This window comes from Pseudooceanicola antarcticus, assembly GCF_900215355.1.
GTDB classification, from domain to species: domain Bacteria; phylum Pseudomonadota; class Alphaproteobacteria; order Rhodobacterales; family Rhodobacteraceae; genus Pseudooceanicola; species Pseudooceanicola antarcticus.
The window spans coordinates 763,899-779,926 of sequence record NZ_OBEA01000001.1; the positions used below are offsets into that span (position 1 = coordinate 763,899).

The following is a 16,028-nucleotide window of genomic DNA, read 5'->3' on the forward strand; positions in this document are numbered from 1 at the left end:
GTATTGCAATGTCGAGTGAACGCGCCCCGCAAGACGCCGCCAAGGCAGCAAGGGGCAAGACAGAGGCAAGGACGGCTTGGAGGCTGGACAGATGACATTTCGGGGTAGCGTAGCTGCGGCGATTATCGCCTGCGCGGCGGGTGCCGCATCGGCCCAACAGGACGTGAGCGAGAACCAGGTCGCGGCGGTGACCGACTGGTCGGTATTCGAGGACAATGACCCGCGCGAATGCTGGGCGGTCTCGGTGCCGAAAGAGACCGTGAACACCCGCGACGGCGAGGTCGTCTCGGTCCGTCGCAGCGAGATCCAGCTGATGGCCTTCTACCGCCCCGACGCTTCGGTCGGCGGGCAGCTGGCCTTCACCGGCGGCTATCCCTTCGCCGAGGGCTCCGTGGTCACCATCGACGTCGATGGCACCAGCTACGACCTCTATACCGAGGGCGAATGGGCCTGGCCGGCGAGCACCGAGGACGACGGCAAGATCCTGGCCTCGATGAAGGCGGGCTCCGAAGCCGTGCTGACCGGACGGTCGGGCCGCGGCACGGTGACCAAGGACACCTTCTCTCTCATGGGGTTCACCGCGGCGGTGGAAGACAGCGCGCGCCGCTGCCAGTAAGCCGGGCCCTTCGGGGCTGGGCGATCCCTCTCGATGACGTGACCGGCAGGGCGCAGGGCGCCCTTTTCGGCATGGGTTTTCACGGGCGAGGGAATCCGTTATAGACCCGGCTTCCGCCCCCCGAATGTACCGAGTCCGCCATGAGCCAGATCCAAGCTCCGATCACGCAAGACGTCCTGACGATCCCGCGCAAGCTGCCCGAGGGCGCGCGCAATCTCGTCGGTCTGACCCGCCCGCTGCTGCGCGAGGCGCTGATCGAGATCGGCACGCCCGAGAAGCAGGCCAAGATGCGGGTCAACCAGCTCTGGCAGTGGATCTACCACTGGGGGGTGCGTGATTTCGCCCAGATGACCAACCTGGCCAAGGACTTCCGCGCCAACCTGGCCGAGAATTTCACCATCGAGCTGCCCGAGATCGTCTCGAAGAACGTCTCGGCCGATGGCACCCGCAAGTACCTGGTGAAGATCGCCGGCGGCCATGAGGTCGAGGTGGTCTATATCCCCGAGACCGACCGCGGCACGCTCTGCGTCAGCTCCCAGGTGGGCTGCACGCTGACCTGTTCGTTCTGCCATACCGGCACCCAGAAGCTGGTGCGCAACCTGACGCCGGGCGAGATCGTGGGCCAGATCATGCTGGTGCGCGACGACCTGGGCGAATGGCCCGAGCCGGGCACCGGCACCGGAGAGAACGGGCCGCGCCTGCTGTCCAACATCGTGCTGATGGGGATGGGCGAGCCGCTCTACAACTTCGAGGGCGTCCGCGACGCGATGAAGATCGCCATGGATGGCGAGGGCATCGCCCTGTCGCGCCGCCGCATCACCCTGTCGACTTCGGGCGTGGTGCCCGAGATCGCCCGCGCCGCCGAAGAGATCGGCTGCCTGCTGGCGGTCTCCTTCCACGCCACCACCGACGAGGTGCGCGACAAGCTTGTGCCGATCAACAAGCGTTGGAACATCGAGACCCTGCTGGACGCGCTGCGCGAGTATCCCCGCCTGTCGAACTCGGAACGGATCACGTTTGAATACGTGATGCTGAAGGGTGTGAACGACAGCGACGAGGACGCCCGCCGCCTGGTGCGCCTGATCAAGGGCATTCCGGCGAAGATCAACCTGATCCCCTTCAACGAATGGCCGGGCTCGCCCTACGAGCGCTCGGACTGGTCGCGGATCGAGGCCTTCGCGGATATCGTCCACAAGGCCGGCTATGCCTCTCCGATCCGCACCCCGCGTGGCGAGGATATCATGGCCGCCTGCGGTCAGCTGAAGTCGGCCACCGAGCGTGCGCGCAAGTCCCGCGCTGAGATCGCCAAGGAAGCCGGCGTCTGAACGGCTGACAGCGGGCAGGGGGCTTTGCCCCCGTCGGCTGCGCCGACTCCCCCACAGTATTTTCAGCCGCCGGATGGAAGTAAGAGCCTCTTACCTCTATCCGACGGCCAGAAATACTGCCGCCGGAGGCATCGGCCTTCAGGCCGATAGCGCCGTTTCAGACCTCGGACCAGCAGGGGAAGGGATCGCCTGCCGCAGGGGTGGCCGCGTGGACGCCGCGCGCGATGGCGCGGGTCATGACGACCGAGGCCGCGTGGCAGAGCGCCAGCATGTCGAATTCTCCGGACAGTGGCTTCGCGCCGGTGGCGGCGCCGAAGATCAGGTCTCCGTCCGCGGGGGTATGCGAGGGCACCAGGGCGCGGGCGAAACCGTCGTGGCCGGCGGTGGCCAGCCGGGTCAGCTGGGCCTGGTCGATATCGGCATCCGTGGCGATGATGCCGATGGTGGTATTGCCCTTGGAAATGCCCATGAGCTCTGCCTTGGTGACCGGGTGGTGCGGGTCTGGGAAGCTGGCGGGCAGGCCGAGGCCGCCGAATTCCGCTCCGTCTTCCCAGGGGGCCGCCCAGAAGTGCCGGCCGGCGCCGACGGTCGCCGTACCGAGCGCGTTCACCGCCACCAGCGCCGCCACCACATGGCCCGTGGGCAGCCGGACCGAGGCCGACCCCAGCCCGCCCTTGAGCCCTGCCGTCATCGCGCCCGTGCCGGCGCCGTGAGAGCCGAGCGCCACCTCGGTGCCGCGCGCGGCATAGGCTTCGCGGCCAAGCGCCTTGTAGGGGTTCCGGGTCCAGTCCTTGTCACCTCCGTTGACCAGGTCGAAGAGGATCGCCGAGGGCACGATGGGCACGCGCACCGGCCCCGCGACAAAGCCGCGGCCTTCCTCGCGCAGGGCATCGGCCACGCCGCCCGCCGCGTCCAGACCAAAGGCCGAACCGCCCGAAAGCACCAGCGCATCCACCTTCTGCACGGTCTTGTCGGGGGCCAGGAGGTCGGTCTCTCGGGTGCCGGGGGCTCCGCCCATGACATGCACGGCCGCGGTGAAGGGCCGGTCCGAGGTCAGGACCGTCACCCCCGTCTTCACCTTGTCATCCTGCGCCTGGCCGACCAGCAGCCCCTCCACGTCAGTGATCACGTTTTGCATCGGGCGCTCCTTAAGTGTCGTTCCGGCGGCACTAAACCGCGCCCTCGGGCCGGGTGCAACGGTCAAGACACTTGTAAAGACGCCACGGCCCCCTCATGAAATTGGGTAAGGCGCAGGGGGGTGATGTAAAACGCATTAACACTCCCCATATTGTGATCATGGAATTTGAAAACGGAGGGACAGATGTCGCAATTCGAGGTCCAGCTGGCGGAGAGCCAGAAACAGGTGTCCGACGCCCAGTCGAAGATTTCGGAGCTGACCGCCCGCATCGAGACCGCGCGCGAGAAGATGGCCACGGGCCAGGATGTCTCGGCCGAGATCGAGAATGCGACGCTGGATGATGTCCACGCCCATACCGAGCAGATGAATGCGAATATCGCCGAGCTGATCATGGGGCTGGACGATGTCACGGCGCAGTTCTCGAAGGATTTCGACGAGATGCGCGGCAAGACCGGCTGGGAGAGCTTCATCGGCATCTTCTCGAAGGCGAAGTCCGACAACCTGCGCCAGGAGCGCATCCGGACCGCTTCGATCGACGACAAGCTGCAGGACCTGATCGCCAAGTCCGACGTGATCATCCAGCTGCTGGAGGGCCAGCTGTCGGTGCTGAACGAGCAGAAGGACAAGGTCGAGGCCAAGCTGACCGAGACCCTGGCCGAGCGCGAGGCGACCGTTTCGGGGCTCGAGGACGTGCGTTCCGAGATCACCGACATGGACCCCGAGATCATCGAGCTTGAGAACAAGATCGCGGTCGAGCAGGACGCCGCCGCGCGGACCCAGCTTGAAACCAAGCTGGCCGAGATGAACACCCGCTACAACGCGCTGGTGCAGGACGAGCAGGTCAAGCTGGCGAAGAGCCAGACCCTTGAGCGCTACATCGAGAAGGGCAAGTCCTGGGTCGACAGCCTGCAGAACCAGGCGGCGACGCAGATGGTGCTGATCAACAAGCTGAAGACCGACACCAGCCAGCGGGTCGTGCTCTATGATGCGCTGACCAAGTCGCTGAAGACCGCGCAGCAGCAGGAAGTGGCGCACCGGATCAACGAGATCGGCGTCGAGACCGACAAGCAGGCGCAGCAGGCCATGGCGCAGATCGGCGCGGCCACCAACGCGCGGATGGCCGACATGATGGAGGCCCACGAAGGCCAGATGGTCTTTGCCCGCGAGGTGCTGGAGGCCAAGGCCAAGGCGGATGAGCGTTTCGCCCGCCGCTTCCAGAAGATCGTCGAGAAGCACGACAAGAACCTTTACGGCAGCTGAACATGGCGGGCGCGCCCCTCCCCCGGCTGGGACAGCAGGTTGGTTTCAGCCTGATGGCCCTGGCCGGTGCCTGGGGGCTGGCGCAGCTGCTGCGCCCCGAGCTGGTGCCCGGCGGGCGCGGGCCGGGGGTGGCCTTCACCGTCGGTATCATCCTGCTCTTCTTCGCCACCCTGGGACGCGGTGACGATGGCGAGAGCGAGGCCACCCTCCGGGGCGGTCACGACGGAAGCGATGCGGGTGATGGCAGCGACGGCGGCGGAGATTGAGACGGGACGAGGGAATGAACGAGACCAATGTCAGCGATAGGGTCGGCCTGACCGAATCCCATGTCTCGCGGCGGTACTTCCGCAAGTTCGAGGCAATCATGGGTCATCTTGCCCATGTGGCTGGGGTGATGCGCGCCGAGAAGCATCTTGACGATCGAGAGACCGAGGTGCTGGCGCGCCACGTCGCCATGCTGACCTTCACCTTCCGCGCCCTGTCGATGAAGTACCTTCTGGCCGGGCGTGACACGGGCCGCTTCTTCGGCTCGCTGACCATCGACAACCACGAAAGCGGGTTTCCGACGGCGCAGGAGCTGATGGTCATGGCCAATGACGCGGGCCAGGCCGGGCGGCACCTGGCCTCGATGCCCTCGGCGGACGGACTCAAGCGGCAAATGCTGGACGAGATCATCTCGGAGCGGCAGGTGCCCACCCGGACCCAGTTCGCCATGTCGCAGCGTCTTTACTACGAAGAGCTGTCGCGCGGGGATCTCTTCTGGCCGCGCAACGATCCCGAGGCGATCTGGCTGAAGAATTCCCCCGACGGCAAGCGGCGCAGCTACCTGCTGCATTGGTCGGTCTACGACACGCAGGCGAACATCCCGGTGCTGTACCTGATGGAGGTCGAGGACACGGGCCGCCATGGCCTGCCCGGTGATGCCAACCGCTGGCCGCAGGTGCAGGCGCATCTGATGGCGCAGAGCCTGGGCGGGCTGAAGCTGCTGACCATCGCCAAGGGGTTCGACCAGGATTTCGAAAGCCTGCACCCCAAGCGGCTGCGGCGCATCCACCTGGGCCCGATGTATTCCCACGGCTATACCCAGCAGTCCGGCCCGATCCGCGACGTGCTGGCCCAGGCCGCCGGCGAAGAGACCGAGGACTGGGCCCTGGCCTGGACCTCGGAAGAGCTGGTGTCGAAAGAGGTCCAGACCGAGAAGACCGGCTGGTTCGGCGCGGTCGAGCGCGAGGTCTTCGAACTGGCCCCCTACGAGGGCGCCGAGCTGGGCGCCACGACGCGCGAGCGGGCGCTGATCCTGCCCGCCCGGCCCTTCCAGGTGCTTTCCGAGATGAACCCGCCCGGCTTCGCGCGGGTGAAGAAATACGTGGTGGGCGCCGGGGACCGGGTGCTCAGCTATTGAGAATTGCCACCGCCGGGGCTCTGGCGGGCATATTTGCAGCAAGATGAAGGTTTGACGCGATGAGTTTGACGGGCGACCAGATGGAGTTGCGGGAAGAGGACATCCGCAAGCACTACGCCGCCGCCGAGGCATTGCTGGACGGCTTCGACCATGCGCCGCGCATCGCGCGGGCCACGGTCTCGGCCCCTGTGCAGCGCGAAGAGCGCTCTCCCGGCATCGGCACCCGGCGGCGCTTCCGTTCGACCACCGTCGGGCTGGCGACACGGCGCACCGAGGCGGCCTCGGGCGTGCATCTGCTGGCGCGAATTGCCGAATGCGACGCCGATGACCCCCTGACCTCGCCGCGCCAGGCCGCGGTGGCGCGCGCCCTGCGCCGGGCGCTCTCCATCGCCATGGCCCTGGGCGATACCTTCTCGGAAACCACCGCCCTGGCCGAGCTGAAACGCGCCAACCTCGACAATACCCTGCCGCGCGACCGCGCGGGCGAGTTCTCGGAGCTGCTGGCCGCCGAGGCGCTGCTGCAATTGTACGTACTGGCCAATGGGCTGTCCTACCTGCTGTCGGCCCAGCTTGGCGAAGTGACGGTCGACCCCGGCGATGCCGAAGAGGTGCTGACCGACAACGCCCCGCTCGCCCTGCAGGGCGCGTTGTGGGAGCTGGACCAGAAGCTGGCCGGCTTTGCCCTGGGCGACGAGGAACGGCTGGTGCCCACCATCGCCGCCTGGTGCGAGCTGGTGATGGAGAAGGTCTCCAGGCGCGCCGACAGCCATCCCCACCTGGGCGCCTTCACCGCCGCCACCTGGCGGATCGAGGCCGATGACCTGACCATCCGTGGCTTCTCTCCCGCCAGCCATGCCAAGTCCTCGACTCTGGTGATGAGCTTCAAGAAGCCGCACGAGGTGGTGGGCAACCATATCGCCAAGTACCAGGCGATGAAACTCGCCAAGATGCTGATGGCCTATGACTTCGACCGCAAGCTGAACCCCTTCGCGGAACTCGGCGGCTTCATCTTCACCTTCATGGGCGACGGGATGCCCGGCACGGGCAAGACCACCCTGATTCAGATGATGGCCGGGCTGCTGAACGACTACTGCCAGGTCGCGGGCTATCCCTTCCGCTACCGCAACCTCTCGACCGAGAATATCGACAGCTACCAGGGCAAGTCCGGCCAGAACGCCAAGGCCTTCATTTCCGAGATCATGGACCCCGCCGTCATCGGCTTCGGCACCGTCGACGATATCGACCAGATCGCCGGCAAGCGCGGCGACCGCCAGTCCTCGGCCGGTCAGCAGGAAATCACCGCCGTGCTGATGGAAAGCTTCGCGGGCGCGAATACGGTGGTGCGCGGCAATTGCACCTTCGGCATGTTCTCGAACTACCCCGAGAACGTCGACGATGCCCTGCGCCAGCGCGCCGGGGCCCGCTTCCTGGTCGACGGCCCGCGCACCCGCGAGGACTACGTGGACATCCTGGCCCTGCTTCTGGGCAAGCGTCACGACATCCCGCTCGGCGATCACGAGCTTTACGCCGCGCAGGAGATCAAGCGCGCCGTGGCCGAGAGCTTTGCCTCCCACGCCCGCCCCTCCGAGGCCGGTCTGGTCACGGTCTACGACGCGGTGCAGCAGCGGCTGGGTCCGCTGGATACCATCGCCAAGCTGGGGACCTACCTGAAGGCGATCCAGGAGGCCGACCCGCGCTTCACCGGCCGGGCGATCAAGAACATCACCGACGCGGTGAAGGTCCGCGCCATGGACTTCGAGCTGCCGGACGAATGGATGGAAGAGCCCGAGCTCTTCCTGTTCCGCGACTACGACACCAAGCGCGGGATGATCGAGGAGCTGCGTCAGCCGATCACCGTCGAGATGGTGGTGCAGGAGATCAACCGCTACGCCGACAGCGAATTCCGCTACGCCGACAAGTCCGACGAGGCCGCCATCGAGAGCATGGTCCGCGACATGGGCCGCACGGAAGAGGCCAAGCGGCGATACCTGAAAGGGCGCGACTGATGGTGCTTTGTCCGGATGCCGGGGGAAGGTGGGTTGGCACCCACCCTACGGCCCTGGCCGGCCTCCGGGCCTTGCGCGCGGACGGAGCCGCTTGCGTAGGGTGGATGCAATCCACCTCTGGCGGCCGGCTGCCCGAAGGGAGGTCGCCCTATGACGAATAAGCTGCAACGTCCGGGTATGAGCGCTCAGGGCAGCGCCGGACCCGAGGGTGGGCGTGTTGCGCCCGCCCGTCGAACCGCAGGTTCGCCTTCGGCGAAACGGGGCGGGTCGGGCGCTGCCCGGCGGTGCCGGGCGGGTGAGACGGTTGAGGGAGGAGAGAATAGGAGGGCTAAGTATGCGTTCAGCTAGCGTGTTCTGGATACCTGCAACCGCGCTATTTGCTTGTCTTTCTCTGCTGCTGTTTCTTTCGGGCCTCTCCGTCGTGCAGCTTGAAGCAATTGGTACGGTGACAAATCTTGTGGTTGCGGTAGCCGCCTGCGCAGGGGGCGTTGTCGCTTTCGCGGGCGTCGATGCCTGGAAGAAGCAGAAGGTTTGGGAGCAGGATTTTGCTGCGGCGAAACGAGCAATTCAGGCCTTGGATACGTACCAAGAGAAGCTAAATCGCATCCGAACCTATCAGTGGCGAGATTTACCTTCTGAGCACTCAGAAGGCGGTAGTGCCCACGATGGAAGGCTTGCGGAGGACCAATGCCGGCAGAAGGCAGAAGCCTTAAAAAGGTGCCTACCTCGCATGGTCCGTATCAGACATGATCTTCGGAATGAGCTAAGTGAGGGGCTTCTTCTATGGGGTGCCGAGTTCAGTTCAGTTGTCGGAAGCATAGATCCTCTTGAGAAAGAGCTAATGGAGGCGTTGGTGGGGAAGTTTCACGCTTTGCGCCCAGATCAGGAACCGGTGGAGACTGGTACCGGTAGCTTGGACCGCTCATCCCGTCGTGCAGTTCTGCTTGAAGAATACAGTGCTGACATTGATTCGTTCGGGAATGACCTGAAGGCTGCCATCTCCAGAATCCGAGACGGCTACCTTAGGTCTAAGCTAGGACGGAAAGGAGCCCCCCAATGAACCGCCTCATCCGCACCGGCCTCATCTACGGCAACCTCACTCCGGTCGACACGCCCGCGCTGGTCGAGCGCTATAACCGTGCGCTCCTCCACCTGACCGGCAAGCGCACGGAACTCACCGACTTCCACGTCGACATCTCGGGCTATTCCCCCGAGGTGGCGGATGAACTGGGCGATACGCAGTACCTCAACCACAACGGGGTCAACCGGCAGTTCATCCTGCTCTCCACCCGCCAGAAGACCGCGCCGCTGCTCGAGGCCTCCTTCTCGACCACCCGCGCCATCCTGCGCCGCTTCATCGACGCCAACGAGGCCGCGCTCTTCGCGCTGACCGCCCGAGATGCGGTGGCGGGGGAGCTGGTCAACGGGGTCTTCCTGATGGACAGCCCCGCCAAGCTCCTGGACGTGCGCCGCGTCACCGTCGAGGCCGATACGGCCGGCGGCACGCTGCGCGATGCCGAGGCGCTCAGCCAGCGGGCGGATCGCTTCCTGGAAGAAGAGGACGCCTGGTTCGACGACGTGCTGATCGCCGAGATGATCGAGCTGGCGCATCGTACCGGCGATGTCACCCGCAACCCGGTGACGCTGCGCCAGACCTCCTACACGCAGGACAACTTCTGGACCTCGCACCTGGGCGGGACCTATCTGTTCTCGGGTGTCGCCTCGCGCGGGATCGTGGCGCGGGACCCGTCGCGGCTGACGGGCAGCAACCTGCCGGTGATCGGCTTCGACGCCCGGCGCGACCTGGCGGCCTGGCTGCACGGCAACGGGCTGGTGCAGCCGCTGACCCAGGCCTCGGGCGTGGATGCGGCGGCGATCCTGCGGCGCAAGATGGATTTCATCGTCGTCGATACCGCGACGGATCACGGGGGCGACCTCTCGGGTGCCACCCGCCACGACCTGCGCCAGATCGCGCGCCGCCACGCCGCAGAGCTGCCCGAGGCCTACCACCAGCTGCGCCACATCGTGCAGGCGCTGGAGGAGGGCGGCCGCAAGCCGCGCCTCTCGCCCGATGACCCGGCCTATTTCTACGTGCTGCGCGCCTCGGACTGCCCCGAGGCCGAGCTGGTCAACCGCCTGCTGGCCGAGCTCTGCCCGCTGGATATCCTGCAGCTCTTCATCTGCCACAAGGAGCTCTTCTACCAGCTCTACCGCGGCTGGTCGGAGGCGAAGAAATCCTATGCCGCCGACATGCTGGCGCGCGACTACCTGGCGGACAAGACCCGCCTGCGCGAAGAGCTCTTCGGCCATGGTGCCGCGCAGCCGCCGCAGGATATCGCCCGCCCCGGTCCCTGGTCCCGCGCCAAGGCCCGCCCGAAACGCGACCCGGTGGCCTTCGTCGGCCCCTGGGGCGCCGTGATCCGAGAGAGGGACTGAGATGATCTTCGCCTTCCTCCGACTGGCCCTGGTGGCCTTCGTCCTGCTGACCATCGCCTATGGCATCGTCTCGCTCTGGTCGCGCCAGATGCGGCGACGCAAATTGCGCAAGGAATGGGAGGCCGAGGGTCGACCCGGCGACCGGCGGGATTATGTCGAAAAGGGCCTGGATGAGTACGACGACAGCTTTCGCCGCAAGCTCATCCTTCTTATCTACATCGTACCGGTGCTGGTCGTCGCCTTCATCGTCTACGCCGTGAACTTCATGTAAGGAGACAGCCATGCGCTACGTGAAATGGACCCTGTGGGGGCTCTTCTGGCTGCTGGTGGCGGCCTTCTTCCACTATACCCTGCCGCAACGGGATATCGTGCGGATCTCGGACACCTACGAGCGCCGGATCGACTTCGGCGAGAACTCGATCTTCTGGGCCAAGGCCGACACCGGCAATGCCGCCGCCTCGATCAACCGGGATGTCTTCTTCATCCAGACCATCCGCAAGAACGGCAAGCCCATGGTCTATCGCAACGAGGACACCGGCTGGGGCTGGCCGCCCTACTTCAAGTTCGACACCTCGAACCTGCAGACCGAGGCCGCCGACCTGCGCTCGACCTCGGCCGCGCCGCAATGGGTCGCCGTGACCCACTACGGCTGGCGCAACGAGTTCCTGTCGATCTTCCCCAATGCGGTGGCGATGAAGCCGGTCGAGGGGCCCGACGTGCGCCTCATCCCCTGGCTGAACATCGTCATCCTGCTCTTCGTCGCGGCGATCTTCTGGGCCATCCGGGTGCGCTGGATCCGCTTCCGCGAACGCCGCATCGACCCGCTTGTCGAGGGCGCAGAGGACAGCTGGGACGAGGGCCGGGGCCGGGTCGGCGGCTGGCTGAACTCCTGGCGCAAGCGCAAGTAGGGGCGCGCATCTTTCGGGCGGGGCAACCTTTCGCGGCCTCGGGCGTTGAGCCCGGTCACACAAGGGAAGCCCCATGGCCCAGATCGCCTATCCTCAGGACCCGCAACCGGCGCCGCACACCGGCAACGGACCCTTCCTGGTCATCGCCAACAAAGGCTCGGGCACCAATGCCCGCGACGGGGAGGCGCTGACCCGCGCCCTCGAGGTGCTCTCTGACGAGGACGCCCGGCTGCGCCATTGGGCGCCGGGAGAGGACCTGAGGGCGCTCATTGCCGAAGAGATCCGGCGTGGCGCCCGCACCGTCGTCGCGGCGGGTGGAGACGGCACCGTCATGGCGGTGGCCGATGCGCTGCACGGTCAGGATGCGGCGCTGGCCGCACTGCCGCTCGGCACCTTCAACTATTTCACCCGCGGCCTGGGCCTGCCCGAGGACCCGGAGGCGGCGGCCCGCGCCCTGCTGGAGGCCCGCCCGCGCGAGATCCGCGTGGCGACGGTCAACGGGCGGGTCTTCCTGAACAATGCCTCGCTGGGGATCTACCCTGCGATCCTGAAAGAGCGCGAGGATGTCTACCGGCGCTTCGGCCGCCGCCGCCTGATGGCGCATTGGTCCGTGGTGCGCACCTTCTGGCGCTTCCAGAACCCGATGCGGCTGACGCTGACAGAGAAGGATGGCACCACGCGCAGCCTGCGCACACCGCTTCTCTTCGTCGCCCGCTCCTCCTACCAGCTGGAGCGTTTCCACCTGGCCGGGCAGTCCGCCATCCACCGCGACCGCCTCGCCGTGCTGCTGGGTCGCGGCAACAGCCGGGCGGCGCTCTTCCGCCTCTGCTGGCGGCTGATCACGCGGCGCATGGAAGAGGGCCGCGACTACGAGCTGATCGAGGCCGAGGCGATCCGGGTCGAGACCGCCTCCTCGCGGCCGCTGCTGGCCTTCGACGGAGAGAAACGCCGCACCCGTCCGCCGCTGGACTTCGCCATGGACGAGGTGCCGCTGCAGGTGCTGCTGCCAAGCCCGGAGGAGGCGCAGCAATGACCCGTGTCCTGCACCTTTCGGATCTGCACTTCGGCCGCTCCCACCCGGCGCTGGAAGCCCCGCTGCTGGCAATGATCGCCGAGCTGGCGCCGGATCTGGTCGTCGTCTCGGGCGACCTGACCCAGCGGGCGCGGGTCGAGCAGTTCCGCCATGCGCGCGCGTTCCTCGACCGGATCTCGGCGCCGGTGCTCTCGGTGCCGGGCAACCATGATACGCCGCTGGACAACCTGTTTCAGCGCCTTATGACACCCTTCCGGCGCTACCGCCGCCATATCAACCGCGAGACCGAGCCGGTCTTTACCTCCGAGGCGCTGACGGTCGTGGGGGTGAACACGGTGAACCCGCTGGCCTGGCAGCAGGGCCGTTTCCGCGCCTCGGCCCGTGCGCGGGTGGCGCGGGTGTTCCGGGACCACCCCGCCCCCCTGCGCCTCGTGGCGCTGCACCATCCGCTGGAGCACGGCCCCGACGCGGGCAAGCGCCCGATGCGCGGCGCCAGTGCCGCGCTGGCCGGTCTGGCCGAGAGCGGCGCGCAGATCGTGCTCTCGGGGCACCTGCACCGCTCTGCCTCGGGGCCGGTGCGCGCCGCGCCGGGGCTCTTGCTGATCGAGGCGGGCACCGGGCTTTCGACCCGGCAACGTGGCGAGGACAACTCCTTCAACCTGCTCGATTGGGAAGCGGGCGGCGCGTTGCGGGTGACCACTTACGCGGCGGGGCAGAACGGTTTTGCGCCCGCGTCGGTTTCGCTCTTTCACCGTGCCGAGGGCGGTTGGCTGCGCGCCGAACCCGCGCCCCGCGCCGAAGGTTTGCGGGATCGTGAGGCGATCACGGGCACCTAGGGCCCATTCCCCGGCGGGCGGAGCGGCCTGCGCCATTGCGGGCCGGCCTCTGGTCGCTAGACTGCGGGAAAGCCAGCCGGAGAGCTTCATGAACGACCAGGACCGCGCCTTCCTCACCCGCCTCTTCAAGGCCGCCGTTGCGGCAGCCGACCCGGCGAAGGCGCTGCAGGGCGTCCTGCCTGCCCGCCCCCGTGGCCGCACACTGGTCATCGGCGCGGGCAAGGGTGCGGCGCAGCTGGCGCAGGCCTTCGAGGATGCCTGGGAGGCCGCCGGCAATGGACCCGTCGAGGGTCTGATCGTCACCCGCTACGGCTACGCGGCGCCCTGCCGCTCGCTCGAGGTCCTGGAGGCCGCCCATCCGGTACCCGATTCTGCGGGCGCTGCGGCGACCGAGCGGATGCTGGCGCTGCTCGAAGGGCTCAGCGAGGACGACCTGGTGGTGGCGCTGGTCACGGGGGGCGGTTCGGCCCTGCTGGCGGCCCCGCCCGAGGGGCTCAGCCTCGAGGATGAACAGGCGCTGAATACCGCGCTGCTGGCCTCCGGCGCGCCGATCTCGGCGATGAACGCGATCCGAAAGCAGGTCTCCTGCGTCAAGGGCGGGCGGCTGGCAGCGGCGGCAGCGCCCGCGCGGGTGGTCAGCCTGATCGTCTCGGATGTGCCGGGCGATGACCCGGCCGAGGTTGCCTCGGGGCCCACGGTGCCCTGCACCAAGGGCCGGGCCGAGGCGCTGGCGGCGATCCGCGCCTATGACATCCGCCTGCCGGGCCGGATCAGCCGTTTCCTGGAGGAAGCCCCCGAAGACGCGCCTTCGCCGGATGATGCCTGTTTCGAGCGCAACGAGGTCCATGTGATCGCCTCCGCCGCCCGCTCGCTGGAAGCCGCCGCCGCCCTGGCCGAGGCCGAGGGCGTGCCCACTGTGATCCTGTCGGACGCCATGGAGGGCGAGGCGCGCGAAGTGGCGCGGGTGCAGGCGGCCATGGCCCGCGAGGTGCGCCGCCGGGACCGTCCCTTCAAGGCGCCCGTGCTGATGCTCTCGGGCGGCGAGACCACGGTGACCCTGCGCGGTCGCGGTCGCGGCGGGCGCAACAGCGAGTTCCTGCTGTCGCTTGCGATGGAGATCGAGGGGTGCCGCGACATCCTGGCGCTGGCCGCCGATACCGACGGCATCGACGGTTCCGAGGACAACGCCGGCGCCTTTGCCGATGGCGGCACGGTCGAGGCGATCCGCGCGGGTGGTGTCGACCCGGCCGAGGCGCTGTCGGGCAATGATGCCTATACCGCCTTCGAGGCCGCCGGAGAGATCTTCGCCCCGGGCCCCACGGGCACCAATGTCAACGACTTCCGCGCGATCTGGGTGAAGTAGCCCCGGCTGGGGGCCTGATCCCACAGGGGTTTTGACCCGGCCCTGCGGGCCTCCCGCAGGGTATTTCAGCCGTCGAATGGAGGTAAGAGCCCCTTTGCCCATCACCGGGCTGGAAATACTCCGGGGGAGTCTCCGACGGAGACGGGGGCAGAGCCCCCCAGCACGCTTTCAGGTGGTCAGCATCCGCAGACCCTGGGTCACGTCCGACCGCACGGCCAGGCGCAGCCCCGGCTCGTCGCCTGCCTTCAGCGCGGCGATGATATGGCGGTGGAAATGCGGGGCCTCGGTACGGTTCATCCGGCCGTAGAGCTTGCACATGGTGGGGCCGAGCTGCAGCCAGACCGTCTCGGCCATGGCCAGCATGGCCGGTGCCTGGGCGCGCAGGTAGAGCGTGCGGTGGAACTCGAGGTTGGTGCGGATATAGCCCACGGGATCATGCGCCCGCACCGCATCCGAGATGGTGCCGTTGATCAGCTGCAGCCGGTCGATGAGCGCCATGTGGGCCCGCGGCAGGGCGCGGGACGAGAGCTCGACCTCGATCAGGGCGCGCAGCGCGGCCAGCTCTTCGATCCGCTCGTTGGAGAGGTCGGGAGTCGAGACCCGGCCCGACGAGGACAGCAGCAGCGCCCCCTCGGCGACCAGCCGCCGCACGGCTTCGCGGGCGGGGGTCATGGAGACGCCGAACTCCTTCCCGATGCCGCGCAGGGTCAACGCCTGGCCCGGCTCGATCTCGCCATGCATGATCCGCGTCCGAAGCCCGCGATAGACGCGGTCATGGGCGGAGGGCGAGGGATCGGGGCGGGTCTGGATCAGCATGGATTTCTTGTGATCACAAAGCCGCGCAGCGTCAAGATGCCCCGAGCGGCAGGCCGGGCCCAGGAGGCACTTCCAGGAGAAGATCCCGCGACCTGCATTCGGGGCTCAATCGGTGAAGCGATAGCGGTGCAGCGCATTGCCATCGCTGCGCAGCCAGGCGCGGGCGGGGGCGTAATCGCCGTAGAGCCGGTTGACCACGGCCCAGAAGGCGGGCGAATGGTTCATCTCGGCCAGATGCGCGACCTCATGCGCCGCGACGTAATCCAGGATCTCGGGCGGGGCCATGATCAGCCGCCAGGAGAACATCAGCGCCCCGGCCTCGGTGCAGGACCCCCAGCGGGAGCGGGTGTCGCGCAGGGTGATCCGGCTGTAGGGCAGGCCAAGCGCCGCGGCGTGGCGGTCACAGGCCTCGCTCAGGCGATCCCGCGCCAGCTCGCGCAGCCAGGCGGCAAGCCGAGTGGCGGGCGCGCGGTCGGGCACCTCGACCTGGTCCGCAAAGAGCCTGATCCCCCGCTGGGGCCTCGCAACGATCTGACGCGGCTTGCCTTCCACGGGGAGCGTGGTGCCCGGAGCGACCGCGACCGGGGCCTCCTGCCGTGCCAGGTGACGCCTTAGCCAGCTCTCTTTCTCGGCCGCGAAGGCCAGGGCCTCGTGCTCGGGCACGCGGCGGGGCAGGGTCAGGGTCACCCGCCCGTCCAGCGAAGAGACCCGCAGCGAGATCCGCCTGGCCTGGGCCGAACGGCGCAGAATCAGCGGGATCGGGGGGTTGCCGGGAAGATGATGCTGGCCCATATGGCTCCTCGATGAGGGATGTGCCCGTCTTCGGGCCTTAAAGGACTTGATACCTCGGGTCCGTTATGGCAGGTGGCGCTGATCCCGGACAAGTGAT

16 protein-coding genes are annotated in these 16,028 nt (G+C 67.4%); 13 read left to right on the plus strand and 3 right to left on the minus strand.

Going from position 1 to position 16,028, the window contains the following annotated elements:
* Window positions 1-91: 91 nt before the first annotated feature.
* Both CRO50_RS03715 and rlmN read left to right on the plus strand, forming a co-directional pair.
* A complete protein-coding gene (locus tag CRO50_RS03715; protein WP_097144506.1) occupies window positions 92-616 on the plus strand; it encodes an invasion associated locus B family protein in 525 nt (174 codons plus the stop codon).
* A 140-nt stretch (window positions 617-756) separates the two neighbouring features.
* Window positions 757-1,941: a dual-specificity RNA methyltransferase RlmN gene (gene rlmN, locus CRO50_RS03720; RefSeq protein WP_097144507.1), complete on the plus strand. Its 1,185-nt coding sequence runs from the start codon at window positions 757-759 to the stop codon at window positions 1,939-1,941.
* Between the two features lie 157 nt (window positions 1,942-2,098).
* Here the strand turns inward: rlmN and CRO50_RS03725 are convergent, their stop codons facing one another.
* Window positions 2,099-3,079 (minus strand): P1 family peptidase, encoded by a 981-nt coding sequence (locus CRO50_RS03725; protein ID WP_097144508.1) that lies wholly within the window; start codon window positions 3,077-3,079, stop codon window positions 2,099-2,101.
* A 183-nt stretch (window positions 3,080-3,262) separates the two neighbouring features.
* Between CRO50_RS03725 and CRO50_RS03730 the strand changes: the two genes are divergently transcribed.
* The 11 genes from CRO50_RS03730 (at window position 3,263) to CRO50_RS03775 (ending at window position 14,323) form a co-directional block, all read left to right on the plus strand.
* Window positions 3,263-4,339: a hypothetical protein gene (locus tag CRO50_RS03730; RefSeq protein WP_097144509.1), complete on the plus strand. Its 1,077-nt coding sequence runs from the start codon at window positions 3,263-3,265 to the stop codon at window positions 4,337-4,339.
* A 2-nt stretch (window positions 4,340-4,341) separates the two neighbouring features.
* Entirely contained in the window at window positions 4,342-4,605 is a 264-nt protein-coding gene (locus tag CRO50_RS03735) for a hypothetical protein (protein WP_097144510.1), read from the plus strand.
* A 14-nt stretch (window positions 4,606-4,619) separates the two neighbouring features.
* Entirely contained in the window at window positions 4,620-5,741 is a 1,122-nt protein-coding gene (locus CRO50_RS03740) for a hypothetical protein (RefSeq protein WP_097144511.1), read from the plus strand.
* A gap of 59 nt (window positions 5,742-5,800) precedes the next feature.
* On the plus strand, window positions 5,801-7,747 hold the full coding sequence (locus CRO50_RS03745) for an AAA family ATPase (protein ID WP_097144512.1): 1,947 nt from the start codon (window positions 5,801-5,803) through the stop codon (window positions 7,745-7,747).
* Between the two features lie 334 nt (window positions 7,748-8,081).
* Window positions 8,082-8,807: a hypothetical protein gene (locus CRO50_RS19870; RefSeq protein WP_143516850.1), complete on the plus strand. Its 726-nt coding sequence runs from the start codon at window positions 8,082-8,084 to the stop codon at window positions 8,805-8,807.
* Window positions 8,804-10,183, plus strand: coding sequence for a DUF6638 family protein (locus CRO50_RS03750; protein ID WP_097144513.1), 1,380 nt, complete (start codon window positions 8,804-8,806; stop codon window positions 10,181-10,183). Before CRO50_RS19870 ends, CRO50_RS03750 begins: the two co-directional genes overlap by 4 nt.
* A 1-nt stretch (window position 10,184) precedes the next feature.
* Window positions 10,185-10,454: a hypothetical protein gene (locus tag CRO50_RS03755; protein WP_232617703.1), complete on the plus strand. Its 270-nt coding sequence runs from the start codon at window positions 10,185-10,187 to the stop codon at window positions 10,452-10,454.
* Between the two features lie 10 nt (window positions 10,455-10,464).
* Window positions 10,465-11,091, plus strand: a complete 627-nt coding sequence (locus CRO50_RS03760) for a DUF1523 family protein (protein ID WP_097144514.1) — start codon at window positions 10,465-10,467, stop codon at window positions 11,089-11,091.
* A gap of 73 nt (window positions 11,092-11,164) precedes the next feature.
* A complete protein-coding gene (locus CRO50_RS03765; RefSeq protein ID WP_097144515.1) occupies window positions 11,165-12,124 on the plus strand; it encodes a diacylglycerol/lipid kinase family protein in 960 nt (319 codons plus the stop codon).
* Window positions 12,121-12,960: a metallophosphoesterase family protein gene (locus CRO50_RS03770; protein WP_097144516.1), complete on the plus strand. Its 840-nt coding sequence runs from the start codon at window positions 12,121-12,123 to the stop codon at window positions 12,958-12,960. Before CRO50_RS03765 ends, CRO50_RS03770 begins: the two co-directional genes overlap by 4 nt.
* A gap of 88 nt (window positions 12,961-13,048) precedes the next feature.
* Window positions 13,049-14,323, plus strand: coding sequence for a glycerate kinase type-2 family protein (locus CRO50_RS03775; RefSeq protein ID WP_097144517.1), 1,275 nt, complete (start codon window positions 13,049-13,051; stop codon window positions 14,321-14,323).
* A 168-nt stretch (window positions 14,324-14,491) separates the two neighbouring features.
* Here CRO50_RS03775 and CRO50_RS03780 read toward each other — a convergent pair whose 3' ends face one another.
* Window positions 14,492-15,139, minus strand: coding sequence for a GntR family transcriptional regulator (locus tag CRO50_RS03780; protein WP_097144518.1), 648 nt, complete (start codon window positions 15,137-15,139; stop codon window positions 14,492-14,494).
* Window positions 15,140-15,244: 105 nt separating this feature from the next.
* Entirely contained in the window at window positions 15,245-15,931 is a 687-nt protein-coding gene (locus tag CRO50_RS03785) for a M48 family metallopeptidase (RefSeq protein WP_097144519.1), read from the minus strand.
* Window positions 15,932-16,028: the final 97 nt, after the last annotated feature.

Coding starts and splice junctions, on each gene's coding strand:
- CRO50_RS03770 (WP_097144516.1), top strand. CDS start 12,121: ATGACCCGTGTCCTGCACCTTTCGGATCTGCACTTCGGCCGCTCCCAC.
- CRO50_RS03725 (WP_097144508.1), bottom strand. CDS start 3,079: ATGCAAAACGTGATCACTGACGTGGAGGGGCTGCTGGTCGGCCAGGCG.
- CRO50_RS03750 (WP_097144513.1), top strand. CDS start 8,804: ATGAACCGCCTCATCCGCACCGGCCTCATCTACGGCAACCTCACTCCG.
- CRO50_RS03765 (WP_097144515.1), top strand. CDS start 11,165: ATGGCCCAGATCGCCTATCCTCAGGACCCGCAACCGGCGCCGCACACC.
- CRO50_RS03735 (WP_097144510.1), top strand. CDS start 4,342: ATGGCGGGCGCGCCCCTCCCCCGGCTGGGACAGCAGGTTGGTTTCAGC.
- CRO50_RS03740 (WP_097144511.1), top strand. CDS start 4,620: ATGAACGAGACCAATGTCAGCGATAGGGTCGGCCTGACCGAATCCCAT.
- CRO50_RS03745 (WP_097144512.1), top strand. CDS start 5,801: ATGAGTTTGACGGGCGACCAGATGGAGTTGCGGGAAGAGGACATCCGC.
- CRO50_RS19870 (WP_143516850.1), top strand. CDS start 8,082: ATGCGTTCAGCTAGCGTGTTCTGGATACCTGCAACCGCGCTATTTGCT.
- CRO50_RS03775 (WP_097144517.1), top strand. CDS start 13,049: ATGAACGACCAGGACCGCGCCTTCCTCACCCGCCTCTTCAAGGCCGCC.
- CRO50_RS03715 (WP_097144506.1), top strand. CDS start 92: ATGACATTTCGGGGTAGCGTAGCTGCGGCGATTATCGCCTGCGCGGCG.
- rlmN (WP_097144507.1), top strand. CDS start 757: ATGAGCCAGATCCAAGCTCCGATCACGCAAGACGTCCTGACGATCCCG.
- CRO50_RS03730 (WP_097144509.1), top strand. CDS start 3,263: ATGTCGCAATTCGAGGTCCAGCTGGCGGAGAGCCAGAAACAGGTGTCC.
- CRO50_RS03760 (WP_097144514.1), top strand. CDS start 10,465: ATGCGCTACGTGAAATGGACCCTGTGGGGGCTCTTCTGGCTGCTGGTG.
- CRO50_RS03780 (WP_097144518.1), bottom strand. CDS start 15,139: ATGCTGATCCAGACCCGCCCCGATCCCTCGCCCTCCGCCCATGACCGC.
- CRO50_RS03755 (WP_232617703.1), top strand. CDS start 10,185: ATGATCTTCGCCTTCCTCCGACTGGCCCTGGTGGCCTTCGTCCTGCTG.
- CRO50_RS03785 (WP_097144519.1), bottom strand. CDS start 15,931: ATGGGCCAGCATCATCTTCCCGGCAACCCCCCGATCCCGCTGATTCTG.